Origin of the sequence: Paenibacillus sp. MMO-58 (genome assembly GCF_037146255.1) — a bacterium.
GTDB lineage: Bacteria > Bacillota > Bacilli > Paenibacillales > Paenibacillaceae > Pristimantibacillus.
The window spans coordinates 318595-341203 of the sequence record NZ_JBBCVY010000003.1 but is presented as its reverse complement, the minus strand read 5'-3'; the positions used below and the strand labels follow the sequence as shown (position 1 = coordinate 341203).

At 46.4% G+C, this 22609-nt stretch carries 22 protein-coding genes and 3 pseudogenes; 5 read left to right on the top strand and 20 right to left on the bottom strand.

Going from position 1 to position 22609, the window contains the following annotated elements:
- Positions 1–27: 27 nt before the first annotated feature.
- Both WFJ73_RS12635 and WFJ73_RS12630 read right to left on the bottom strand, forming a co-directional pair.
- Positions 28–1677 carry an AraC family transcriptional regulator gene (locus tag WFJ73_RS12635; protein ID WP_336773398.1) on the bottom strand — a complete coding sequence of 550 codons (1650 nt, stop codon included), beginning with the start codon at positions 1675–1677 and terminating at the stop codon, positions 28–30.
- Entirely contained in the window at positions 1670–2656 is a 987-nt protein-coding gene (locus WFJ73_RS12630; protein ID WP_336773397.1) for an ABC transporter substrate-binding protein, read from the bottom strand. Before WFJ73_RS12630 ends, WFJ73_RS12635 begins: the two co-directional genes overlap by 8 nt.
- Before the next feature lie 333 nt (positions 2657–2989).
- Here WFJ73_RS12630 and WFJ73_RS12625 point away from each other — a divergent pair, with 333 nt between their 5' ends.
- A complete protein-coding gene (locus WFJ73_RS12625; protein ID WP_336773396.1) occupies positions 2990–3247 on the top strand; it encodes a hypothetical protein in 258 nt (85 codons plus the stop codon).
- 55 nt (positions 3248–3302) lie between these two features.
- Here WFJ73_RS12625 and WFJ73_RS12620 read toward each other — a convergent pair whose 3' ends face one another.
- The 7 genes and pseudogenes from WFJ73_RS12620 to WFJ73_RS12590 form a co-directional block, all read right to left on the bottom strand.
- Positions 3303–4097: an SDR family NAD(P)-dependent oxidoreductase gene (locus tag WFJ73_RS12620; RefSeq protein ID WP_336773395.1), complete on the bottom strand. Its 795-nt coding sequence runs from the start codon at positions 4095–4097 to the stop codon at positions 3303–3305.
- 89 nt (positions 4098–4186) lie between these two features.
- A pseudogene (locus WFJ73_RS12615) lies at positions 4187–5210 on the bottom strand (AraC family transcriptional regulator ligand-binding domain-containing protein).
- 75 nt (positions 5211–5285) lie between these two features.
- On the bottom strand, positions 5286–5747 hold the full coding sequence (locus WFJ73_RS12610; protein ID WP_336773394.1) for an SRPBCC family protein: 462 nt from the start codon (positions 5745–5747) through the stop codon (positions 5286–5288).
- A gap of 16 nt (positions 5748–5763) precedes the next feature.
- The gene (locus tag WFJ73_RS12605; protein ID WP_336773393.1) at positions 5764–6273 is read right to left on the bottom strand and encodes a GNAT family N-acetyltransferase; all 510 of its coding nucleotides are present in this window, start codon (positions 6271–6273) and stop codon (positions 5764–5766) included.
- Between the two features lie 114 nt (positions 6274–6387).
- Positions 6388–6504: pseudogene (locus tag WFJ73_RS12600) on the bottom strand (GTP-binding protein); the annotation flags it as partial.
- A pseudogene (locus WFJ73_RS12595) lies at positions 6489–7191 on the bottom strand (metal ABC transporter ATP-binding protein). The pseudogenes WFJ73_RS12595 and WFJ73_RS12600, both read right to left, overlap by 16 nt.
- Before the next feature lie 189 nt (positions 7192–7380).
- Entirely contained in the window at positions 7381–8601 is a 1221-nt protein-coding gene (locus tag WFJ73_RS12590) for an NAD(P)/FAD-dependent oxidoreductase (protein ID WP_336773392.1), read from the bottom strand.
- 179 nt (positions 8602–8780) lie between these two features.
- Between WFJ73_RS12590 and WFJ73_RS12585 the strand changes: the two genes are divergently transcribed.
- On the top strand, positions 8781–9419 hold the full coding sequence (locus WFJ73_RS12585; protein WP_336773391.1) for a cysteine hydrolase family protein: 639 nt from the start codon (positions 8781–8783) through the stop codon (positions 9417–9419).
- On the opposite strand, the gene WFJ73_RS12580 is transcribed toward WFJ73_RS12585, so the two are convergent.
- From WFJ73_RS12580 to WFJ73_RS12555, 6 genes are all read right to left on the bottom strand, one after another.
- A complete protein-coding gene (locus WFJ73_RS12580; RefSeq protein WP_336773390.1) occupies positions 9416–10333 on the bottom strand; it encodes a tyrosine-type recombinase/integrase in 918 nt (305 codons plus the stop codon). The two genes, WFJ73_RS12585 and WFJ73_RS12580, sit on opposite strands and share 4 nt — an antisense overlap.
- Before the next feature lie 119 nt (positions 10334–10452).
- Positions 10453–10590, bottom strand: a complete 138-nt coding sequence (locus WFJ73_RS12575; protein WP_336773389.1) for a hypothetical protein — start codon at positions 10588–10590, stop codon at positions 10453–10455.
- A 298-nt stretch (positions 10591–10888) separates the two neighbouring features.
- Complete coding sequence (locus tag WFJ73_RS12570; protein WP_336773388.1) at positions 10889–12427, bottom strand: MDR family MFS transporter; 1539 nt, start codon at positions 12425–12427, stop codon at positions 10889–10891.
- A 538-nt stretch (positions 12428–12965) separates the two neighbouring features.
- Entirely contained in the window at positions 12966–13151 is a 186-nt protein-coding gene (locus WFJ73_RS12565) for an antibiotic biosynthesis monooxygenase (protein ID WP_336773387.1), read from the bottom strand.
- Between the two features lie 50 nt (positions 13152–13201).
- Entirely contained in the window at positions 13202–14083 is an 882-nt protein-coding gene (locus WFJ73_RS12560) for an oxidoreductase (RefSeq protein ID WP_336773386.1), read from the bottom strand.
- A 313-nt stretch (positions 14084–14396) separates the two neighbouring features.
- Positions 14397–14960 carry a TetR/AcrR family transcriptional regulator gene (locus tag WFJ73_RS12555; RefSeq protein ID WP_336773385.1) on the bottom strand — a complete coding sequence of 188 codons (564 nt, stop codon included), beginning with the start codon at positions 14958–14960 and terminating at the stop codon, positions 14397–14399.
- 133 nt (positions 14961–15093) lie between these two features.
- Between WFJ73_RS12555 and WFJ73_RS12550 the strand changes: the two genes are divergently transcribed.
- The 3 genes from WFJ73_RS12550 to WFJ73_RS12540 are packed head-to-tail and all read left to right on the top strand — an operon-like array spanning position 15094 to position 18561.
- On the top strand, positions 15094–16413 hold the full coding sequence (locus WFJ73_RS12550) for a spore germination protein (RefSeq protein WP_336773384.1): 1320 nt from the start codon (positions 15094–15096) through the stop codon (positions 16411–16413).
- A gap of 1 nt (position 16414) precedes the next feature.
- Positions 16415–17509 (top strand): GerAB/ArcD/ProY family transporter, encoded by a 1095-nt coding sequence (locus WFJ73_RS12545; protein WP_336773383.1) that lies wholly within the window; start codon positions 16415–16417, stop codon positions 17507–17509.
- Positions 17506–18561, top strand: a complete 1056-nt coding sequence (locus tag WFJ73_RS12540; protein ID WP_336773382.1) for a Ger(x)C family spore germination protein — start codon at positions 17506–17508, stop codon at positions 18559–18561. The genes WFJ73_RS12545 and WFJ73_RS12540 overlap by 4 nt, the downstream gene beginning before the upstream one ends.
- 42 nt (positions 18562–18603) lie before the next feature.
- On the opposite strand, the gene WFJ73_RS12535 is transcribed toward WFJ73_RS12540, so the two are convergent.
- From WFJ73_RS12535 to WFJ73_RS12515, 5 genes are all read right to left on the bottom strand, one after another.
- Positions 18604–19224 (bottom strand): hypothetical protein, encoded by a 621-nt coding sequence (locus WFJ73_RS12535; RefSeq protein ID WP_336773381.1) that lies wholly within the window; start codon positions 19222–19224, stop codon positions 18604–18606.
- Between the two features lie 83 nt (positions 19225–19307).
- Positions 19308–20597 (bottom strand): UDP-N-acetylglucosamine 1-carboxyvinyltransferase, encoded by a 1290-nt coding sequence (gene murA, locus WFJ73_RS12530; RefSeq protein ID WP_336773380.1) that lies wholly within the window; start codon positions 20595–20597, stop codon positions 19308–19310.
- 21 nt (positions 20598–20618) lie between these two features.
- On the bottom strand, positions 20619–21317 hold the full coding sequence (locus WFJ73_RS12525) for an FHA domain-containing protein (RefSeq protein WP_336773379.1): 699 nt from the start codon (positions 21315–21317) through the stop codon (positions 20619–20621).
- A 173-nt stretch (positions 21318–21490) separates the two neighbouring features.
- Complete coding sequence (locus tag WFJ73_RS12520) at positions 21491–21964, bottom strand: hypothetical protein (protein WP_336773378.1); 474 nt, start codon at positions 21962–21964, stop codon at positions 21491–21493.
- 107 nt (positions 21965–22071) lie between these two features.
- Positions 22072–22467, bottom strand: a complete 396-nt coding sequence (locus tag WFJ73_RS12515) for a winged helix-turn-helix transcriptional regulator (RefSeq protein WP_336773377.1) — start codon at positions 22465–22467, stop codon at positions 22072–22074.
- Between the last annotated feature and the right edge of the window lie 142 nt (positions 22468–22609).

The following is a 22609-nucleotide window of genomic DNA, read 5'->3' as shown; positions in this document are numbered from 1 at the left end:
TTACTAATAGAGTCCCCGTACCTGATCCTATTCCTCCGCAAGACCAAATAACGCCGGAATATCATTCAGCAATCGCCCGATAGGTTCAGCCGCATATTCATTCCATGGTCTCTCAAAGCATCCGTACCCGAAAACGACATGAAAAGCTCCGGCCTGGACAACCGGCAGCGAATGCCATTCCAGGCTACGGGAAAGCAACGCCCATCTCTCCTCCGCGGCTCTGCCCCCTTCAACATGGACAAGAATCCGATCAGCTTGAAAGCCTGATAATTCGGAAGGAGTAACCTGTTCGAGCCATTTAATATCCCGAACAGCCTCAGGCATACCGATATCCAGATCATCGTAAAGGACGGTGCCTGCTAGATGACCCCATACCGATATGCTGTTATTGCCGACAGCAAGCACGAGAACGGTTTTCCCGCTGAGAAGCGGTGCTATTCTTTTCTTGACGGCAATGACATCCCGATCATACCTTCTAAGCCATGCCTCGGCATCCTCTTCACGGTTCAAGAATCGGGCTAACTTCGTCAGATGGGTTCGCCAATTATCCCTCCAGCTAAGAAATAAGACAGGCGCAAGCTCCTGTAGCTTTTCCTGTTCTTCCGGCGGGATAAACTCTTCAATCGCCACAATCCGGTCGGGTTCGGCTTGACGAAGCGCATTCAGATTGAATTCATAGTGATGACTAAGCGGCGTTAGTACTTCAAAATCGTATCTATTCCGGTACCGGTCCGTCCAATATTGATCGAGCGGCGCCGCAACCGGAATCATCTGCAGCGCCAACAGCTGTCCGAGGTTAATCCAACTATACGCGGCTATCCTTTGCTGCCTGTTACGCTGGTAAACAACCGGTGCGAAACCCGTATGCTTCTTGAACAGGCTACTGAAATAACTTTCGTTCTTGTAGCCGATCCGCTCAACGATTTCGGCAAGCGTCAAATTCTCGTCGCTCATGAGGCGCTTCGCTTTCCTAATTCTTAGCTCCGTTCTATACTCGGCTACCCCTTTGCCATAGCGCTCCTTGAACAACCTCATGAAGTGAAACCGACTATGTCCGGCAATCCGCGCAAGCGAGTCAATGGCAATCTCACTCGTATAATGCCGTTCAAGCTCTAATCGTGCCATCTCTAGTGCCATTTCCGTCTGCCGCTCCTGATTGGATAACACGAGACTAAGCAACTCGAGCAGCCCCGCCTCAGATCGAAGCCTGGCAGATGCCGTACCCTGCTTCCAGCTATCCCGGATCGAGTCGTATAACCGGCCTGTCACAGCAGCGGGAGATATGACAGGCTCGCTCGGGAACGGGAACAGCGGCCCGGTGCCTGATACCCGAACAGTGGCTTGAAGCTCATGGGATACTGCCGTTCGTTCATAAATATCGAATTCAAGCATAAGCAGCTCTAACGGCTGAGCGATATAATTGGTCCATTCGATTAATTGACCAGGCGCGCAGACATACATCCAGCCCGGCTTCAACAGATGCAGCCTCCCGTCGATAATAAGCCGCCCATCGCTTGAATTTGACAGGAGAAGCACTTGGGAATTTGTTATGATAAAGGAACGATCGGAAACAGGCGCTTGCGGATCATCCCGCAGCACCTGTACGTCGAGCAGCCGATAACAAAGCCTGGCCGCAATCATAGATTGCTGGCCAGGACCGGTTCGTTTATTATTCATGGATATCCTTTAATATATCGTCGATGATCAGACCGTTAGCGATAATGTTGGCGTTAAACCAATGACCGGAATCCGCATCGAATACTTGATTGTTCTGAACCGCCTGCAAAGACTTCCATAAGGAATTGTCTACCGGAGGCTTGCCGCGACCCGGACCCGAGATGACGAAGATATAATCAACATCCTTCAAATCTGCAAGCTTCTCAATCGAGAACGTATCGTAATCGCCCGTTACAATGGCAGGCTGCTTGAAACCAAGCGTTTTGTAAAGCGTCTCGCCTCCGTAGAAGTTGGGTCCAAACAGCTTAAAGCCCTTCTCTCCGTCCGCTTGCAGCAGGACAGCAGTCTTCTCGGAAGGAAGAGTGCCTAACTGCGCCTTCGCATCCTCTACCTTCTTGTCGAACTTCTCGAGTGCTGTCTTTACGGCATCTTCTTCATTGAGCAATGTGCCCAGCTTTTCGAGATTCCCCCTCCAGTCCGCCTCGTTGTCGGACAGGACATAAGTTGGGGCAATTTTGGCAAATTGCTCGTAGCTGCCGTCCGCCAGATAAGTCGGCGCCAGGAAGATGATCAGATCAGGGCCGTAGGACAGTGCCTCTTCCGGCTTCATTCCGCCTTCCATATTCAACACGGGGACGTCTTTAAGCTGGTCCTGCAAATATTGCTGCGGAACGCCGGCAGCGCCCCATTGAGCCACTGGCTTCAAGGCTAGCGCGGTAAGCGGGTCTTCCAGAAACGGTGCCAGCACCTTTTTCGGATGAGCAGGCACTTGAACTTCATGACCCATCGCATCCTTCAGAGTACGCACTGCATTTTCGTCAGCAGGCTGTTCGGACAAATTCGCCGAAGAAGCGTTGGCCGAAGGCGTTGTTGCTTCTGCAGCCGAGTTATTTCCGTTATTGTTGCTGCCGCATGCGGCCAAGAGGGCAACCAGCATTAGAATAATTGCCAGTTGTGTAAAGCGTGTCATTTTTTTCATGTTTGACTAACTCCTATAATTGAAATTGATTATCATTATCTAGGAATAAGTATAGTAGCTTCGACACGGCTTGTGAATCATGATTTGTGCGGTTTTTTCAAAAATCACCGCATTTTTTCTGTTTTACAATCCGTTTAAGAGGATTGATGCGCTGTTTTCGCATTTTTGACGCACAAATCCAAGACCAAAGAGCAGAACAGGCTAAGGAAAACTAGCTTTTTTCGGTTATTCAGGAATGTTCTTACCATCAAAGGGACATGCTAGTACTCAATGTCTGATTAACGAATGTTGCGAGGAAGGCTTGCGAAGTAAACTTTAGGAGGATAATAATCCATGATTGAAACCCCTCATATTACAGCTGCGAATGAGCTAAAAACGGATGAGGAAATCCGTAAAGTGATGGCTTCCAAAGAGCCTGTTATCGTCTATCAGGACCGGATGCGGTTAAGACCGCCTCTTCCGATTATTGGCTATAATGACGATATGGTCAAAATTGCGGACGGTACAACGTTTCTCCGCAGCGTGACGCATTTCTATACGTTAAGCGATGAAGAGAAAGTAAAATATAACATCAGCGAACCAAAAGCATAAAAAAGCGGCTGCCCAAGTACTCACTTGCAGCAGCCGTTTTTTTGTTTAACTTAACTTAGAAAATAGTCGGCACCATTCCCCCATCCATCCGGATAGGCGAACCTTTAAAGGCAGAAGCATCCGGGCTGCATACGAAAGCAGCTAATCTGCCGATCTCGCTTGGCCTGATGAATCTCTGAATTTCCGATTGGGGAAGATTTGCGGCCATGAATCTTTTCTCTTTTTCCGCAAAAGGAATAGCTTCATCCGAATAAAGATGCTCGATAATCTGTTGCACGTTCTCGGAAAGCGTTGGCCCGGGCAAAATAGAATTCACCGTTACTTCCGTACCTACGGTTAATTTGGATAAGCTTTTGGATAAGGACAATAACATCGATTTGGTCATCGCATATTGCGGCATTTGGCCGGATGGCATAAGCGCTTCTTCGCTAGCAATAAATAGAATGCGGCCAAAGCCGTTGTTCAGCATTGTAGGCATATAGTATTGGCATAAATCATTGGCTGCGAGTACATTCGTATGGAAGTATCGCTCCCAGACTTCATGACTCACGTCTTCGTAAGCCATAATTTCGTAAACGCCCGCATTGTTCACCACGATATCCACTTGCGGATGCTTCTCAAACAAGGCTTCAAGCTGCATCCTATCCGTAAGATCGGCTGCCGCGTTTTGCGGAGTGGTTGCAGGGAATAACGCTTTAATCTCCTGTACGGTTTTCTCTGTCTCTTCCATGTCACGGCTGTTAATCAACACATGAACGCCTTCCCGGGCTAGCTCTATAGCAATAGCTTTGCCAATTCCTTTGGTTGAACCTGTCACCAACGCTGTCTTGTTCGTTAAACGCATATCCATATTCTCTGTCTCCTTTGTTACTTGGGATAGAGAATATAGTACCTTGTCCGGAGCGATAGGTAACTAGTTCACCGCGCCAATTTTCTTGCTTAACGCGCCAAAGAACAGGACGTACCGTTATGTTTGCCACGCCAATTCGCTGGCGTCTCCCCTTCCCATAAGCGGAATGCCCGATAGAACGAGTTCTGATCTTCATATCCGATTAAGAAGGCCACCTCATGAATCTCAAGACAGGGATCCTTCAAGTAGGTTAACGCCATTTCATGTCTGACTTGGGACATAATTTTCTTAAAGCTCGTCCCTTCTTCCGTTAGCCTGCGCTGAAGCGTTCGTTCGCTCATGCCAAGATCCCTCGCGACGATCAGCATATCAGGACGACTGCCAGCCAGATCGCGTTTTACTATACTTTCGACGATTTGAACGATGGAGAAATGGTTTTTCCGTTCATCTAAGCTGCGCTCCAGCGCAGGCGTCAGAATGTCGAGCAATTCTTCATTAATAAGAGAGAAAAGGCAGGTCCAAGTCGCAACGCCTAAGCGTCAGTCGGTTATTATCCGCACCAAAACGGACGGGGCAGCCAAAGTATGCTTCAAGCGTACCGTCATTCTTAAGCGGAAATGAAAATTCAACAAGCTTGGCGTTGATCGTCTGGCCTGTACCTCTCCGGCCAAGTTCCACAAGTGTCGCTAACGTAATCGCCACAAGCATCGGCGGACCGGACTGCTGTTGATCTGACCAGCTTAGTTGAATGAGACAATCTTCACCCTCTTCCGAGATATGCAAACTTTCGGGTGGACAAAGCCGTTTATATTTTGCCATGCGCTTTAGGGCATCACGATAGTCCCTGGCATGGTAGGTTGCCAACATAGACGGCGGGTATTGCCTTGTTTGATAAGCGGTTGAAAGCTTGACAACAGCCTTGGCGATATCGCCAACAAGCTCTGAATAAGCCTGCCATATCGCGAAATATTGCGTCGAAGTAACTCCTTCCGGCCTCTCGATTTGGTCTAAGGTCAGCTGTGCCTTAGCCGTAATCTCTTGCACGGAAAAGCCTATTTCGCGCAACCCCGTCCAGAATCCCGGCGGAATTCTAATCCGGTCATGAGATGTCATGTTGCGTAACCCCCTTATGGGTTTCTATGTTCGTATAACTCATTAGTTTACATAATATATTTTCTGTAATCCAAATTATTGAGCTCTATGTTTTTCGGCATGCAGCTTGATACACTCGTTCCGTTGCATTAGAAATCGTTCCATATAAGAGCGCAAAAAAAGGACATCCGCTACCCTGCCAAGCAGCCCAAGCGGTGAAGTATAGTCGAAAATATCCGTCATAAGCGTTCCGCCATCACGCGACTCAAAGCGATGCTCATGCTTGAACCGTTTAAATGCTCCGCTGACCATTTCATCCACAAACCGATATGGCCGCTCGTATTCCGAAATCACTGCCGTAAGCTGTTGGCGAATTCCGAAATGAGTAGCTTCCCAAGTTACGGTCTCCCCTTTTTCGATTAAGCCGCTTGTCCGGCCCCTCACCGCTCGTTCCCTAGTTTGAGAAGTGGACGCCATATGAATCTCAATGCTGCGGGAAAAATCAAAGCAAACTTCAATTGGCGCATTGATAAATAGAGTTTGTACGATAACGGGCAAATGAAAACCTCCGATCTTACACGAATGCAATTTCCTTTTCCATAATAAAATCGTCCATAACGTAGCCATTGCCAATGTCCGCTACTTGCTCACGCACGTTAACAAAGCCTTTTTTCTCGTAAACCGCGATGCTGGATGCGTTATCCCGATTAACCGTAAGCCAAATATGGCTTAACGCGCGCTCTTTGCACAGCTGCTCAATAAACGCCATAGCTTGACTGGCATAGCCGTGACCGCGGTGTTCCTTCGATACGTAAAACTTGCTTAAGAACAGCTTCCCGTTATCTACTCGAATGGACAAATAGCCGGCTGCAGAGCCGTCTTGTTGCTGCAGCAAGTAATATTCGTATCCTTGATTTTGAATCTGATCGGTAATCGCAGGTACGGATTGAAACTTCTCAATCATATAATCAATTTGCTCGATAGTAATCATGGATACGTAATGCTCACGCCAGATTTGCTCCGCCAAGCGAGCAACCTCCGTAATTTGATCTGTTGTATGGACCTTCGTAAACTCTATCTTCATCTAAGTACCTGCCTTTTCCGCGTTATCATTCCATTTTACCCTATCCACTCTTCAAATTCATGCGTTCTCCATTCATGTTCGCTGATCTTTTAATTAAAAAAGCCAGCCATTACAACCCGCTTGGCTTATATTTTGTCCGACATTGTTCCTGGAAGCAACCCACATGACCCCTTTGGCCCGCACTACTTCCTCCGGCCAGTTTTTAAGCCATTTCTTCAATCTTCCTGGATGAGACGTGAAGTCGTAGTGCAGCATTTCCAGCCACCCTCCTCTCTTCTCTCAAGTGATATGATCCGGTCAAGCATGCCGTCCATTTCAGACAAGTTATGGGTTACAATTACGACCGTCTTGCCATATTGATCGATTTGCTCGCGCATAAGCTTATAGAAATTTTTCCGGCTTTCTTTGTCCATAACGGTTGTCGGTTCATCCAGAACAAACAAATCAGGCGACATAGCCAGAGCCCTTGCGATACAAATTCTTTGCTTTTGTCCGCCCGAAAGCTCTCCGATCCGGCGATTGCGTAGCTCCCATACGCCCATGCTTTTCATCGCTTCGTCCGCGGCTTGCTTGTCGTCCGCGCTTAACTTTCTGAGCCAGTTTCGGCTTTGCGAGTAAAGGCCAGAGCGGACAAACTCGGTCACTTGACTAGGGAACCCGCTGTTAAATGCGGCTATCTGCTGCGGCACATACGCCACAGCAAGCTTGTCATCCGTTAACGTTCGTTCGGGATAAGCTCACATTCCCCTGCCAAGGGTGAAGCAGTCGTAAAGCAAGCTTAAGCAAGGTCGATTTGGAGGCACCGTTCTGACCGGTAACCGCAATGAATTCTCCCGAGTGAACTTCCATGTTCGCCATTTCCAGGCAAGGAACATCTCCGTACCCGAAGCTCACATCCTGAAGAGAGGCAAGCAGCAATATAATCATCCTTTCTATGTATCTAAACATACTTCAGCGTTTTATTTCGTAATCATTACGATTATATCCCGAATAAAAAGTTCAACAGCGCGTGTTGAACGTAATCATTACGCATAAGCAAGAATAACAGAACTTTTCTTAATGTCAATATTACGATTAAGAAAAGTTCTGTTCCTTTTTAATAGTCGATTATTTAAGAAGCGGTCGATCTTGCAAATAACGTTCCATATCCGGACTATGCCCTTCCGCAATCTCCTGTTCGATGATTTTGGATAAAAGCTGACTATATACCGCCCCATTGTCGCCATATGCAAGCAGGAAGTAGCTATTCGGGAATTCATCGTACTTCCCTATGATAGGAAGACCATCGACCATCCCGCCATAAAATGCCGCACAGGAATAAGCGGACTCCACGGGAATAGCCGGGAACCTGCGGTTAAATTCCTCGAGCAACATAGAAGTTTTATGAATCAGCTTGCTGTCTCTGTCGTCCGGATACATCGTATTTTCGTCGAGACCGCCTATTATTACTCGATTATCTGCCGTTGTGCGGATGTAAATATAAGGTCGTGCCGTCTCCCAAAGCAAAGTCCGGTCATGCCAGGTTGAGAAATCGATTACCGGCTGCGTCGTTACCGTATAGGTACTTACGAACGAAGCTTGCTTCTCTTTTCGAATATCCATATTCTCGTATCCCGCAGCAAAAATAACATGACGCGCTTGAATGTTATATCCGTTTTTGGTGGAAATCATCATGCGCTGAAGATCTTTGTCATAGTGATGACCGTTCATTTCCGTATGCTCATACACCTTAACTCCCCGTTCCGCAGCATACTGGAATAAGGCATGAGTGAATTTATACGGATTCAGTTCACCGTCCCCGTATGAGTAGATCGCCGCCTCCCGGCTGAACGGATAATGGGCTTCAATCTTTTCTTTCGACCAGAAATCCACTTCCGCGCCATGACGCTTGATGAATTCATATTCGTTCCGCAATCGATCAACATCCTCGGGACAGCTCGCGGAATAAAGCGTATCGCGTCGACGGAATTCACAATCCAGTTCTACGCGCCGAGAGGCTTCTTCAATATCGTCAATCGCTTGTTTCAATAGCGTCAGATGCTCTGCAATATATGTTTCTCCAAAGGTGTTGACCAGAGAAGTAAACATCTTCTCCCCTGAATATTGAATAATGGCCGTATTGGTGCTTGTGCTGCCTGCGCCAATCCTCCCTTTTTCAAGCACAACGGTTTTCAAACCCCGCTCAGCCAGATAATATGCGCATTGCGCGGCTGAACTCCCTCCCCCGATAATCGCAACATCGCATTCCGTATCCTCTTGAATCGACGGATAAGCCGGGGCATCCGGCAAGGTTGTTGGCCAATAATACGTACCCGATTGTAAATTCATGTAGTTCCCCCTGTTTCGGTTAGACTGGAAATTATTATTTCCCGGAAGTTATGTTCTTAATAGACAAAGAGCCGCTAATTAGCGGCTCTTTGTTCATGTGTTTTGTATGCGAATGGATAGAAATGTTCTTTCCCCGGAAAACTAATTTATCCAAAAAATGATAAGCAGGTGTGTAAACAATGGATAAGTTAAAGCAAAGACTTGATGGGAAAAATACCGCCGTTATTGTAGTGGATGTCCAGAACGATTACTGCCACCCTGATGGAGCTATCGCCAAAACCGGTATTGATGTTAGCGCCGCTGGCAAAATGATTCCCGACTTGCAAGCTTTATTGGACTCTGCCCGGAAACATGGAATCCCCGTCATCTTCCTGCAGACGAATCACGAAAAAGCGACGGATTCCGAGGTATGGGTGTCGCGGTTCGAGGATGGCGTAAACCCGATTTGCCATACCGGCAGCTGGGGCGCCGAGTTTTTCAATGTCTCCCCATCCGAGAGTGACATTATCGTAAAAAAACACCGGTATAGCGGCTTTATTCATACCCGCCTGGAGTCCGTCCTGCAGACCTTAAAGATTGAGACTCTCGTTATGACGGGCGTAAGTACAAATCTTTGCGTCGAATCCACGGCAAGAGACGGGTTTATGCGGGATTATCATATTATTCTTATGAAAGATGCCTGCGCAGCCTTTTCCCAGGAAGAGCATGACATGACGGTTAAGACCGTTGATACGTTTTTCGGCATGGCCGCAACTACAAAGGACGTCATTACCTACTGGCAGCACCATGCCACACGGGCGACGCAGCTGCAAAGCTAAAAGTTCACCGGCAGTCGGATTGTCGCCATCGCTTCCTTCTTCTGATCGTCGTTCACGTGGGTATAGATCATCGTTGTTTCAATGGAGGCATGTCCAAGCAGCTCTTTGACTACACGGATATCTACTCCATTCTTAAGCAGAATAGTAGCAAAGGTATGGCGTAATTTATGGCAGGAGAGCTTTTTATTCGCCGCATGGGGATTGATGCTCTTGAAAGCTTCAAAGGTTTGACCGGCAATCTTCTGAATTTGACGGATCGACAATCTTCTTCCCTTCTGCGAAACGAAGAAAGCATCCTCCTGCTCTTTGTAAGGCGTGATGCGGTCCTGGGCAACTTCCGAAAGAACGGCAGCCAGCTCTTCCGGTACCGGGATCTCATTCCACTTCCGCCCTTTTCCGAATACTTCAATCGTTCCTCTCACGGGATTAAAATCGCTCCGGTTCAAACGGTGGACCTCGCCAACCCGAAGACCGCAGTAACTCATCAGCAAAAAAATGGCAACATTACGTGCGCGGTATCTCCCTTCTATACAGGACAAGCTTGCTGCCAGTTCATCCTCCTCGAGGTAGACCGGCTTCTTGTTTTTCTCCGTCTTCGATTTCTTTACTTCCATTGCGGGATTACGAGTGGTCATCTCGAAATCGATCAATGCCGTATAGAAAGATCGAATCGCCGATAACGTTCGGTTCCTCGCACGGTCACCTGCTCCTTGCTGCTTCGAAATAAGAAACGAAATAACATGCATCTTCCCGGCTTGTTCGGCAGCTGCTCCTTCGAGAGATTCCAAATAGGCATAAGCCTCTCTCATATATTCTTTTTGCGTGGTATCCGTATATCCGGCTTGCTTCATCCAGATACGAAAGGCTTGAGTGAGCTTACCGTACAAATCTTCCAATTCATGCTGCTTTTTCAACCCACATTCCCCTACCTTATGTATAAAAAAATGGCTCTCAAACGAAAGTGCGCAAAACCCTGATTTTGCGCACTTAATTATAGCATGAAATTGGGGAAAAAGATGCTCTCTTCTTGCCTTTAACAATCTCCGTCCATATAAACCGAAGAATCATAAATCAGATCGCCAATCGTTTGTTCGGTGTTCCCTTTCAGAGGTTGATTCAGCTTTGTCATTAATTTCTCCACCATATATTGAAAAAACTCTCTCAAGATCATCTTCCGTTCCTCCCTATCAGTTAGTTGAAGCATCCTTTCTTGAGATTAGTATAACAACAAGCAAATTCAATCGAGTCTGCGAGAAGTAATGAACGTGAATGAAAAAAGGCATTCCCTTTGGAACTGAACCATGAGAATTTTCATGCTTCTATGCCAAAAGTCATGCCAAGTACCGATGTTGTTTGGACTCTGCAGCTCAAAGATTACGTAATTAATTTTATGTTAACTAAATTGGCAAAATAGGAAGCTAACTAAAAAAGCAGCCGCAAATGCGACTGCCCTCTTCTCAAACTACAAATTAATGTCCGCCATAGCTTTGCTGTTCCATGTCCGCATTAGGATCAAGCTTACTGCGACCCATAAAGAACGATACGATCAAAGCGAGCACAGCCGGAATAATCGCCCATGCGAAGGTTCCGACGATCGAATCTGCCAAAGAGTGGACGATTTTGTCCAATACTTCAGGCGGAATTTGATCCCGAGCTTCCGGAGTTAGAATCTCGCGCGGATCTTTGAATTGCATGCCGCCTTCCGGAGCGGCTTGACCGCCGGCTGCAAAGGCACCGGTCATTTTGCTTGTAAACAGATTACTTTGTATAATCCCGTAAATCGTGATACCGATTGTCATGCCAAGCGAACGGATGAAGTTAAGCGTCGAGCTAGCCGTCCCCCGCTGTCTGGCAGGCAATCCATGAATGGCTGTATTGCCGAGTACCGAGAAGGATGCGCCAATGCCAAGACCAATCAGAATCATATAGATGGTTACGATAAATCGCGATGAATCCGCAGTAAGCGTAGTCGTCATGATCGAGCCGATAACCAGGATAATAAACGTCGCCACCATTATATTGCGATATGGTATCTTGGTCATCAAGAAACCGCCGGAAGTAGCGGTTACTACCGTTCCAAGCATCATGGGCAGCAAAACAAGTCCCGAGTTCGTTGCCGAACCGCCGAGTACCCCTTGGATAAAGATCGGTATAAATACGGAAGCGACAATAAACGCTGCGCCGCTGAATAACGCGCTTAAGATACTGGTCGAATATAGCCGGTTTTTAAAGAGTGCATAAGAGATAATCGGCTCTTTAACCTTTGTCTCTACGATCAGGAATGTAATTAGCAGGACGACAAATCCTGCAAACATGCCGAGAATTTGAACGGAATCCCATGCGTATGTCTTGCCGCCAAGCTCAAGCGCGAACATCAGGCAGACAATGGCACCGATTAAGGTGGCCGCTCCATACCAGTCGATCGGCTGCTTCGAGTGCTCCATCGATTCCTTGTAGAAGAAACCAATCATGCAAAGCGCGATAATGCCAAGCGGGAGATTGATGTAGAATACCCATTCCCATGCAAAATTGTCCGTAATATACGCGCCGATCAGCGGTCCGAATATGGAGGACATCCCGAACACCGCTCCGAACATGCCGCCCATTTTGCCCCGGCTTTCCAAAGGCACGGCGTCAAACATAATCGTAAAGGCTACGGGCATCATAGCCCCTGCCCCAATCCCCTGAACCGCGCGGAATAAAGCGAGTTCGGTAATCGAGCTGGCTGTTCCGCATAATACGGAACCCGCCATAAACATAATAATGCCGAATAGGAAGAATCGTTTCCGGCCATACATGTCGGACAACTTGCCGAAGATCGGCATCCCTGCCATTTCCGCCACCATATAAGCGGATGTCACCCATACGAACTTGTCGAGCCCGCCTAGTTCGGCGACAATGTTGCCCATCGCGGTAGCGACGATCGTATTATCCATCGACGCCATCAGAATGCTAAGCAACAGACCAGCGATAACAAGCCCTACGTTGCTCTTTTTGTTTGCTGCCAATTTACACGCAACCTTTCTTCCCTAACATGAGTTCTTTTTTTAACATCGTTAAAACAATGTTTCGTTCAACTGGATCCAATCCGCTTCGAACAGTAGAAAATCGATATAAAACCCTTGCTTCCTACGTATGACATCGTAACATAACATTGTTTCGTTGCATAGTCCAGAATTTTTGATTCCAATTAAATATTATTCCACTTAGCCCATCCTTCTGATCATCCTTCAAGGAATTAGCAAAATATACATCAATATAATAAGGAACAGGTGTTCTCGTGTCAATTCTTTTTTCTAAAGTCCTACACTCCTATTTTTACTGCTTATAAATTTCCATGCAATTAGTTTACATAATAATATTTATGTAAACTAATTAAACCCCAAGGAGATTTTCTCCCTGGGGTTTATACGTTTATGCTTGAACGGGCTCGAATGTTCTCACAACCTCGTACATGCCTGGCTCGAAGGTTGCAATCTTTAACGCTTCCTGCAAATACGGCAAAGGTTTCGGGTCATCCCTCATCGCCTGATAGTCCTCCAAGCTTTACATCGTAACTTTTGTGCCATCCGTGCTCCGATGCAGACTGGATGAGATAAATCCGGGAGCATACCGGACGGAAACATCCGTTGCACTCGTCAGAAGCTCAACAAGACGGTCCTGGTTCTCAGGATTTACCGTAAACACATTAATAAAGGCTAGAACAGATTGCTCTGCCGAAATGTGCGTCATGAATAACACTCCTTCTATTTCATTATTATCTGCATGCTTTAATCCGAATATTACTGCTCTTCAAACTCGTCATACATACGGGTTACTTGCGGATCCAGTTCTTTTGCTTCGTAGTCGGTTGAAACACTCAGTTTTTCCCAGCGTTTTGTTTCGGCCAGCTTGCCGGTATCGACAGCATTCGCGATGGCCACAGCATCGCTGCCCAGCAGCAGACGAAGCGGCGGATTCTCCTCGTTTGCGATTGCAATAATAGCTTGAGCAGCTTTCTCCGGATCTCCGTTCTCCTTGCCGGTCACCTCGCGCAAATGCTTCAGCAGTCCGCCAACCGTATCTTTGTATTCGTCGCGAGGTTCGATATGCTGCATGGAAGAACCCGCCCAATCGGTCCGGAAGCCGCCTGGTTCGATTAGGGTAACCTTCAAACCAAGAGAACTAACCTCTTTGGATAACACTTCGGAAAAACCTTCTACTGCCCATTTGGCCATTTGATAAGGTCCAAGACCCGGCGCGCCTGTACGTCCTCCAATGGAGGAGAACTGAACGATATGGCCATGTCCTTGTTCTCTAAGCACAGGGAGTGCGGCTTTGGTTACATTAACGACACCCCACAGGTTTGTTTCCACTTGGGCTCGAAAATCCTCCATAGGCGTTTCTTCAATGGAGGAAACGTTGCCGTAACCCGCATTATTGACCAGAACATCCAAACGTCCGAATGTTTCAATGGCAGTCCGAACAGCAGCTTCAGCTTGCTCATAGTTCGTAACGTCCAATGGCAAGAGAAGAACCCGGCTTCCGTAACGCGCTTCCAGATCGGCAAGCTGTTCCGGTCTGCGTGCCGTTGCCACCAGCTGATCCCCCTTCGCCAATACTGCTTCAGCTAGACTGCGTCCGAATCCACGGGAGCTTCCCGTAATGAACCATACTTTAGACATATAAAAACACCTCCTGAATGTGTGATCATGATTTGGAATATTCATTCCACTGCAAGTATAGTCCTGCTAGTTCATGAAATCAATAGTTTTTCGGAATGTTTATTCCAACCATTTATTAACAAACTAAAAACCACCTTATTTTAAAGCTATTTTCTTGTATAGAATGTACGCGATTTCTTCAAATTAAGCTCTTTATCAACTAAGAAAGCAACTCCTGTAATGATGTATCTCCGAATCACTTTCGGAATAAACGTTCCATTCGAAACAAAATAAAAAACAGCCCCGGATCCAAATGCAATCCAAATGGCTGTCGCTACACTAATATGGCTTTCCATGACGCTTCCAAAATCTGTTGAACCTGAACATCGCTCAAAGGGTATTTATCAATGTAATAGCCTTTCAGAATAGACGAAATTATACCGTGAATAAGCTGATGGCATAGATGCGAGTCCATTTCCTTGACAATCCCCTGCTTCTGCCCCTCCACAATTAAGGAAAGCACGACCTCGCTGGAATGGCGGGCATCCTCCATGTTGCGCAGCTCAGGCGAAATATACGGGGAGAACGAAAAACTGTCAATAAACAAAAATTCCTTCGGATACCGGATCCCGAAGTTCAGCCGGTTCAGCTGCAAGCGCTTGAACCTTTCATACAGGCTCGCTTCCGGGTCATAACCTTGAAGCAAATGCTCGCCCATAAGAATTCGAGCTTCCTTATATACCGCGTTAACGAGTTCTTCTTTGTTGGCAAAATAATTATAGATCGTTCCCGCTCCGACATTGGCACGCTTGAATAGTTTGGAGAAGGTTACGGATTGTAGTCCCTCTTCATGAATCAAGTCGAGCGTTGCCGCCATAATATCCTGCTTCTTGCTCATGTATTCCACCTCTTGCAATAACATTAGTATGTTTCCGAGTAGGATGTCAAGGATACGGCTTCATCCAAGAGTAACAATGGAAAATTAGGGCATAATGATTTTGAACTTATACTTTCGAGGAGAATGGCTAAATATGGATGCATTAGATGAAGTAAGAGCCCACTTTTCTTCCTATCCGGATTACGTAAACCAGCAATTGCAAATTGCGTCTGAAACCTTCACCATTACCGGTTTAAAATCATTGATAAACTTCCCTCAAACGGTCTACATGGTTAGGGATTCGCTGCTGACGGCATCTCTTAACCGGCTGAAGCTTATAGATGTATTTGCTGGACTTGGCCAGATCATTCCGGGCGAATCCAATCGATTAATTTCAGAAATCACGGACGGAATGCTTGTCGCTGTACATCATGTCTCCGGCCAGTGGGTCAGTATATACCCTGTTCCTCAACCGAACAGCAGGTCAATCGCGATGCCAATCATGGAAAATAACGTAGGCGGATCAAACAGTGCGTTTAATGAGAACCTGGAATCCAATATTACTTTGCTTCGTTCCCATTTGAATACGAAAGACCTCCAATTGAAGACCTATACATTTGGCAGTCATGTGAAGACCAGAGTGATTTTATGTTATTTGGATTCCTGTACCGATATGGAGCTGCTAAGCTCGCTAACGCAGAAGCTTGAGTCCGGTCAGGCTAAGGATATTTCCAATATTCAAAACCTTTCGTCGATCTTAGGGTTTTCGAAATTTTCAATGATTACCCGTTATATGACCTATGAGCTGCCTCAAAACGCGGCAAAAGCTTTAAAAGACGGTAAAGCCGTTTTATTTCAGGAAAGGCTTCCGTTTTCCATCGTATTACCAAACCTGATCTCGGATCTATTCGTTACGGAAGATGACATGAACCATCCGCCGGTTTATACCTGGTTGCTTAGAATCCTGCGTCTTATCGGAATATTAACGACATTAATTGTACCCGGATTATACGTAGCGCTCGTCTCAGTTAACCCCGATGTATTACGATTTGAGCTGGCTCATTCTATTGCAAGAAGCCGGCTTGATGTCCCCTACCCCGCTATTGTTGAGGCTCTGCTTCTATTAGTCATAATGGAATTGATCATGGAGGCTATTATAAGACTCCCGTCCAGTATCGGACCAACGGTGACGATGGTTGGAGGCATTGTACTTGGACAAGCAGCGGTTGATGCCAAGTTGGTAAGCAATCTGCTTATCATTGTAATTGCCGCCGCAACCATAGCGAACGCTACTGTAGTAGGATTTCGGAATTCCTATTCCATTCGCGTATTTAAATATCTGCTGCTGATCCTGTCAGCGTTCCTCGGAGTACTCGGACTATTATCGGGGCTTGTAATTCTATGTACTTATCTCGCGGGCATTCGCACACTTGATGTTCCCTATTTACAACTGAGACGAACTAAAGGAGAATAACATGTCAAAAAATCTGCAGGTTTCCTCTACCTATATCATCATGCATATGGGGCTGATTTTTTTCTTGTATCCTCTAGATGTAATTGAATGCGCTAATGAAGCACATTGGATACCGGTACTTGCCGGTTATCTGTTTCATATTTTAATGATTTCTATCTACCTCAAGGGCTTAAGTTATTTCAAAGGAGAGAGTATTGTAAGTATACTCATGAAAAAGAATAAATGGTTGGCTTGGTTAGCCTTATTGCCTCTGCTGATTTATTTGATGTGGATTATCGTCTTATGTATTAGGGCATTGGCTGAGGTTATCTCTATCGCCTTTTTGTCCAATACGCCGCTCTGGATTCTTATGCTGCTCCTGCTTGCTATTTCCGGTTATATGACATTGCACGGAAAGATTGGAGGACTGTTAAGATTATCGGTTCTATTTAGCGTACTGTTTGCCGTACCCATGGTTTTTGTACTAGTCTCTTCTTTTCAAAATGTTGACTGGCATTATTTATTTCCGATCTGGCCAGAGACCAACGCGTTGACTTTTCTCGGCCATCCTGCTTTCTATAAAAGCTTGTTTGCTTACACAGGAGGGTTCCTGATGCTTGGATTTCTGCCTCCCACCGCGGCTTTCAAACCAAAATCCATATTTTGGGCAAGCCTCATACTCCTGCCCGTTTATTTGATATCGGTCTATATCCCTGTTCTTAAGCTAGGCGAAGAAACGGCTCGTCAACTGCAATTTCCTTATATTTTTGCAGTAGACACGGTTGAAATTAACTGGCTCATGTTTGAGCGGGTCAATGTCTTCTTATTACTTACTATCGTTGCTTTCTGCATGTTGTTTGTAGCCGTTACCATTTGGCAAATTATTTGCATCTTCCAACAGGGCATTAAGGAACTTAGCTCTAATGTCCTGATTCCAAGCGTCATCTGTATCACATATATTACCTGCTTAACGATTCCGGATTGGAAAGAAGTCGACAGCTTCTTCCAATGGAATACGGGCTTACGGCTGTACGTTGCGATTACTACGCCAAGCATTCTATTATGCCTGGGATGGTTGCATGCGAGTAAAATGAAGCCTGGGTTGAAGAGCTCATGAAGCCCCGGATTATGATTGGCGTTATCTTTATTGGATTGCTTAGCGGCTGCTGGGATAATAAGGATATTAACCACAGGGCACTACCGATAGCAATGGGAATAGCCTATGAACAAGGCAGTTATGAGGTTTACCTGGATATCCCTAAGGTCAGCGAGAAAGACGAGGGCATTCAAATGATTACGGCGAAGGGTTCCTCCATTAGTTCAGCGTTTGATCAGATCAGCATGAACATGGAGAGTCAGGTGGATTTGCTCCATCTGAAGGTCATTCTTGTGAATAAAGCATTCGCCTTACATGGATTAAACGAGGTAACAGCCAGTTTCATCCGATCCCGTCATGTTTCTCCGAAAACCGTCATTTCCATTTGCGATGAACCGCTTGATCAATTTTTTAAAAAGATTAACAATCCAAATAGCGGGGATGGCAAGGAGATCTACGACTTTTTCCAGAAAAATGCCGGTTGGAATCCTGAAATTGCCTATACGCCGCTATGGAAAGTGTTCAGAAGCATCCACTCGTATACCAATGACGTTGTATTGCCTATTATTCTATCCGGTGATACAACCGCTATCCAAAGCAAGGGAGCCGGAATTATTAAAAACGGGAAAATGGTAGGTCGTTTAAATAATGAACAAACCCTGTTGTATAACGTATTTGACGGGAATAGCCTGGATGGAAAGATTGAAGTTATGGGGAAAGCTACCGTTCAGATTGTAAGCACCCGGATCCATAATAAAAGTAAATTTGTCAACAACCAGCCTATATTAAACAGCCGGCTTTCACTGAAAGTCATTATCCTGGACGTCAAAGGAGAGCCTACGATGGAAGCTATCAAGATGGAACTGCAAAGCCTTCTGCAGCGCATATTAAATCAAATTTTCATAAAAATCGAGAGAGTTAATGCGGATATCTTCGGTATCGGTCAGCACTATCGGGATGATCTGCCTCGAACGGAACTGGCGCAATGGCGCACCAAATATTTGCCCGAGGCCAAAATCAATCTTGAGGTTAAAACCACGATCCGGAATACGGGCAATCTCAAGCTGCGTTAAGCCGTACCGTTCGAACTCCGTACGGCTTAATGCAGCTAGTTTTTATCGTTGAATCAACACTTTGGTACGGAGTACCTTGAGCGTTTCCTCGATGGATAACCGGATATACTCCAGGATCGCATCGAAGCTATAGATTTCAAGATCGTCCGGAGTGTAGGGTTCCTCGATATGGAAGTCTTTAATGAGCTGCTGCGTAATAACCGGCAAATACTCCGGATACAAGCCCTCGATCATGACATTGTCAATGACAGGGATTCCCGTGGGAGGAGACAAGGGGTAATCGCGTAACAAAAGTTTGTTTAGTCTTCTAAAATCACGGTAGCCCTTGTCAATCGCGGCTTGTCTATTTTCCTCCGGAAGAGACTTGATCAACTTCAGGTACATGGTCTCGTACCAGATATGATCGGCTACAAGATGGCTTAAATAGCCGACATAAAACGAATCATGGAAGTTCCCGCTGTATATCTGAGCAAAAAGCTCGTAATCCGTCTTCTTCTTGCCTTCGCTGTTGATACGCACAAAATGAGTGACTGATTTAGGCGCGTGAACGGGATGAGTCAAGTCGGGAGCGAGACCTCCCAGATGAATGCGGGATTCTTGCGACGAATAAATATGTTTGTTGATTTCGGATGTAATACAATAATGCATCATTCGGGACCCCATTCTCATTCACTCCTTTTCTTCTATAGCTCGTATAAAAAAAGCCTCTAACTCGAATTCGTTAGAGGCTTCTGTGTTGTCATTTATTAGCTCAGGATTCTGTCTTCAGAGATGACCGTATCCGGCCGGTCATGAATGGAAACCTTCGCCCCGATAGCCCGGAAGCTGCCAATTACGTCTTCATAGCCGCGTTCGATATGCTCAACGCCCGTAATGTAGGTGCTTCCCTCTGCTGCTAAACCGGCAAGCAGCAGGCAAGTACCGGCACGCACATCGGTAGCGTGCACCCAGCCGCCTTGCAGAGGGTTTCCTCCGCGGATAAAAGCACTTTCCTTACGCAGCTCGATATCCGCGCCAAGCCGCCTTAACTGCGGGACATGAGCGAACCGCATCGGGTAGACGCGTTCCGTAATGATGCTCTTGCCTCTGGCCTGCAACAGAAGGGCCGTCATCGGCTGCTGCAGATCCGTCGCAAAGCCGGGATACATGCCTGTCCGGATGCGCGTTGCTCTTAATGAACTGGAGCTATAAGCCGTAATATGGTTCTCGCCGCATTCGATATCCAGACCTATTTCTTCCAGCTTGGAAAGACAGGAACCCAGATGTTCAGGAATGACATCCTCCACGGTAACCAGTCCGCCGTTAATACCCGCAGCCATAAGAAAGGCTCCGGCAATTAAACGGTCAGGAATTACCGTATGCCTTCCTCCATTTAAGTAAGACACGCCTTCGATACGGATCCGATTCGTCCCCGCACCGTAAATTTTCGCGCCAAGGCTATTCAGGAAAGCCGCCGTATCCACAACCTCAGGATCTACGGCAGCATTATGCAGAATCGTACGCCCTTTTGCCCGGCAAGCTGCCAGTATCGCGTTAATCGTTGCGCCGGACGTAACCATATCGAAATAGATGTCCGCGCCTTTCAGCTCGGTGCCTTCTACAACGTAGTAATCCTGGAACATGTGAACCTGGGCACCAAGCGCCTGGAACACTTTAATATGCTGATCAATCGGCCTGGAGACGAAATTATCGCCTCCCGGGAATCCGATCGTTACTCTGCCAAACTTAGCCAGCAAAGCACCCGCAAAATAATACGATGCCCGGTAGCTCGAGGATTTGCCCGGATCAATAACGGCACTGTGAATCCAGCGGGGATCAAGGATCATGACCCCTCCCTCTTGCTTCAGCTCCATACCGATATCCTGGCTTATTCCCTCAATCATCCGTATATCATCAATGAGGGGAATTCCCTCTAGCTTGACTATGTCATCCGCCAAACATGCTGCGGCAAGCAGCGCAAGAGAACTGTTTTTCGCTCCAGGAATATGTACGTTTCCGTTTAGCGGTCCTGAATACTCTGTCTGTATATATTTCATGAAGGAATTCTCCTACTTTCGTCAAGAAGATACAATCTCCGATTCGAGTACGTAGCCGCTGCCACGCACTGCGCTGATCAGGAAGGTGTCTTTGCCGTATTTTTTGCGTACCCGGTAGATTAGAGCATTTAATTCATCCAGCGTAACATCCGGGATACCTTCTTCTCCCGCAAGCCGTTCTGGCCATACCGTAGTTTTAATGACGTCAAGCGGTACAAGCCGATTCGCGTTCTCGTGAAGGAGACGAATCAGTAGATATTCCTTTTCCGACATCGCAATACGCTGTCCATCCACTACGCATTCCCGCTTCTCCCAATGAATCGTAAGCGGCATACCCGGGATTTCCAGTTGTCTCGTAATGCTAAGGGGCTCAAGCTCCAGAGTCTGATCGGCGAACACATAGGAAAAGTGAAGGACGCTCATCCCGTTCGCAAGCTTGATAATGTCGAAATTGTTCAATGGATACGGACGGTGAGGCTTCACGCGTTCCCCGTTGATCTCCGTTCCGTGCAAGCTCCCTTTATCATACAGCACGGCTTTATCATTTTCTTTCCTTATAACGATATGCTGCCGCGAAATAAACGGATTGGTAAAGGCTATATCCGGAGTCAACTGATTGGATAAGCGGCCAACCGTCGTTTCGTTCTCTTCCAGATTCACGATGGTTCCCGACTTGTAGGGCTCACCGCGAATAATATATAAGCATGCAAAGTTCTCCACTTGTGTTCCTCCGTATGGGATGGCGGACTGCCATCGGTAGTGACTCCATTAGATATCGTAACTCAAACCGGGCATGATTAAAACCTCCTCACACTGACGCTCCGCTTATTTTTCAGTAATGATGCAGGAGTCAGTGAAGCAAAAAAGAGCCGCTGCCCGAGCGACTCTAACCCTTACAACCACGACATAAAATCTTTATTGACCATCTTTATGTTGTTAGCTGCTGCCCACTCTTTCACATCCATTATACCCTGATCTTCATTCACCGCGAAACTGAAGCACCAACGAAGGGGCACAATCCTCTTCCCTTTTGGCTTTATCCCTATAACCGGATTGAAATAACCCATTTTCATGATTACTTTGATATCTTGAGCTGTTAAGACATGACCATTCACCAGAATTGTATCTTCATTTATGGATAACTCGGTAGGTTTTCTTAAAGCTCTAACTACGGTTAGAATTAATAGGACAAAGTAAAATAAAAATATAAGAGAGTTCGAGTTAAAGAGTAGGAAATCCGTCCTGTCTCTACTTGAATAATCCCTCCAGTAGTGGATAATTATAAACAACCAAATTAGACACGCCACTGAAAATACGATAATATTTTTTAGCCTGGTTGGGTTTTTCACAGAATGCGTAACATTCAATGCCGTTCCTCCTCTATGATGCATAGCTGATTTTTGCCATTTGCTCCATCCAATAAATTCCACAAGACTTCCGGTATATCCTCCCCATAAACAAAAAACGGATACCGTCAGGTATCCGCTTGCGATAAATAGGAAGGTAGCTCCTTTTGCTGGTCTTCTTCCTTATGCTCATTCATAAAGGCAAGATGCTTGAAGCCCCATCCGCACATATCGGTCAAGACGGAACCTAAAGACTCCCCATGAACGGATAAATGGTACTCCACTTTGGGCGGAACCTCCTGATACACCTTCCGGACAATAAGTCCGTCTCTCTCCATTTCCCGAAGCTGATTGGTCAGCATCCCTTGCGTCACATTCGGCAGCAACCGTCTTAGCTCTCCGAACCTCTTCGTACCTTCGTACAACAAAATAAACAAGATTAACGGCTTCCACTTCCCTCCAATAGCTTGAAGGGTTGCCATTATTCCTTCCGTGGAGGCAGGCCTTTGGCTGTCCCGGTTCATTAATCTCCCCCGTTCTGCTTAGCTCTCAGATGGTATTTTTATTATAGCAGAGCCTTCCGCAACGGCAATATGGTACGGTAAACCGTACTAAGTACGGAAAAAGAGCGTACTTTTCAGCTTCGCCATCATGCTCAATAATGGG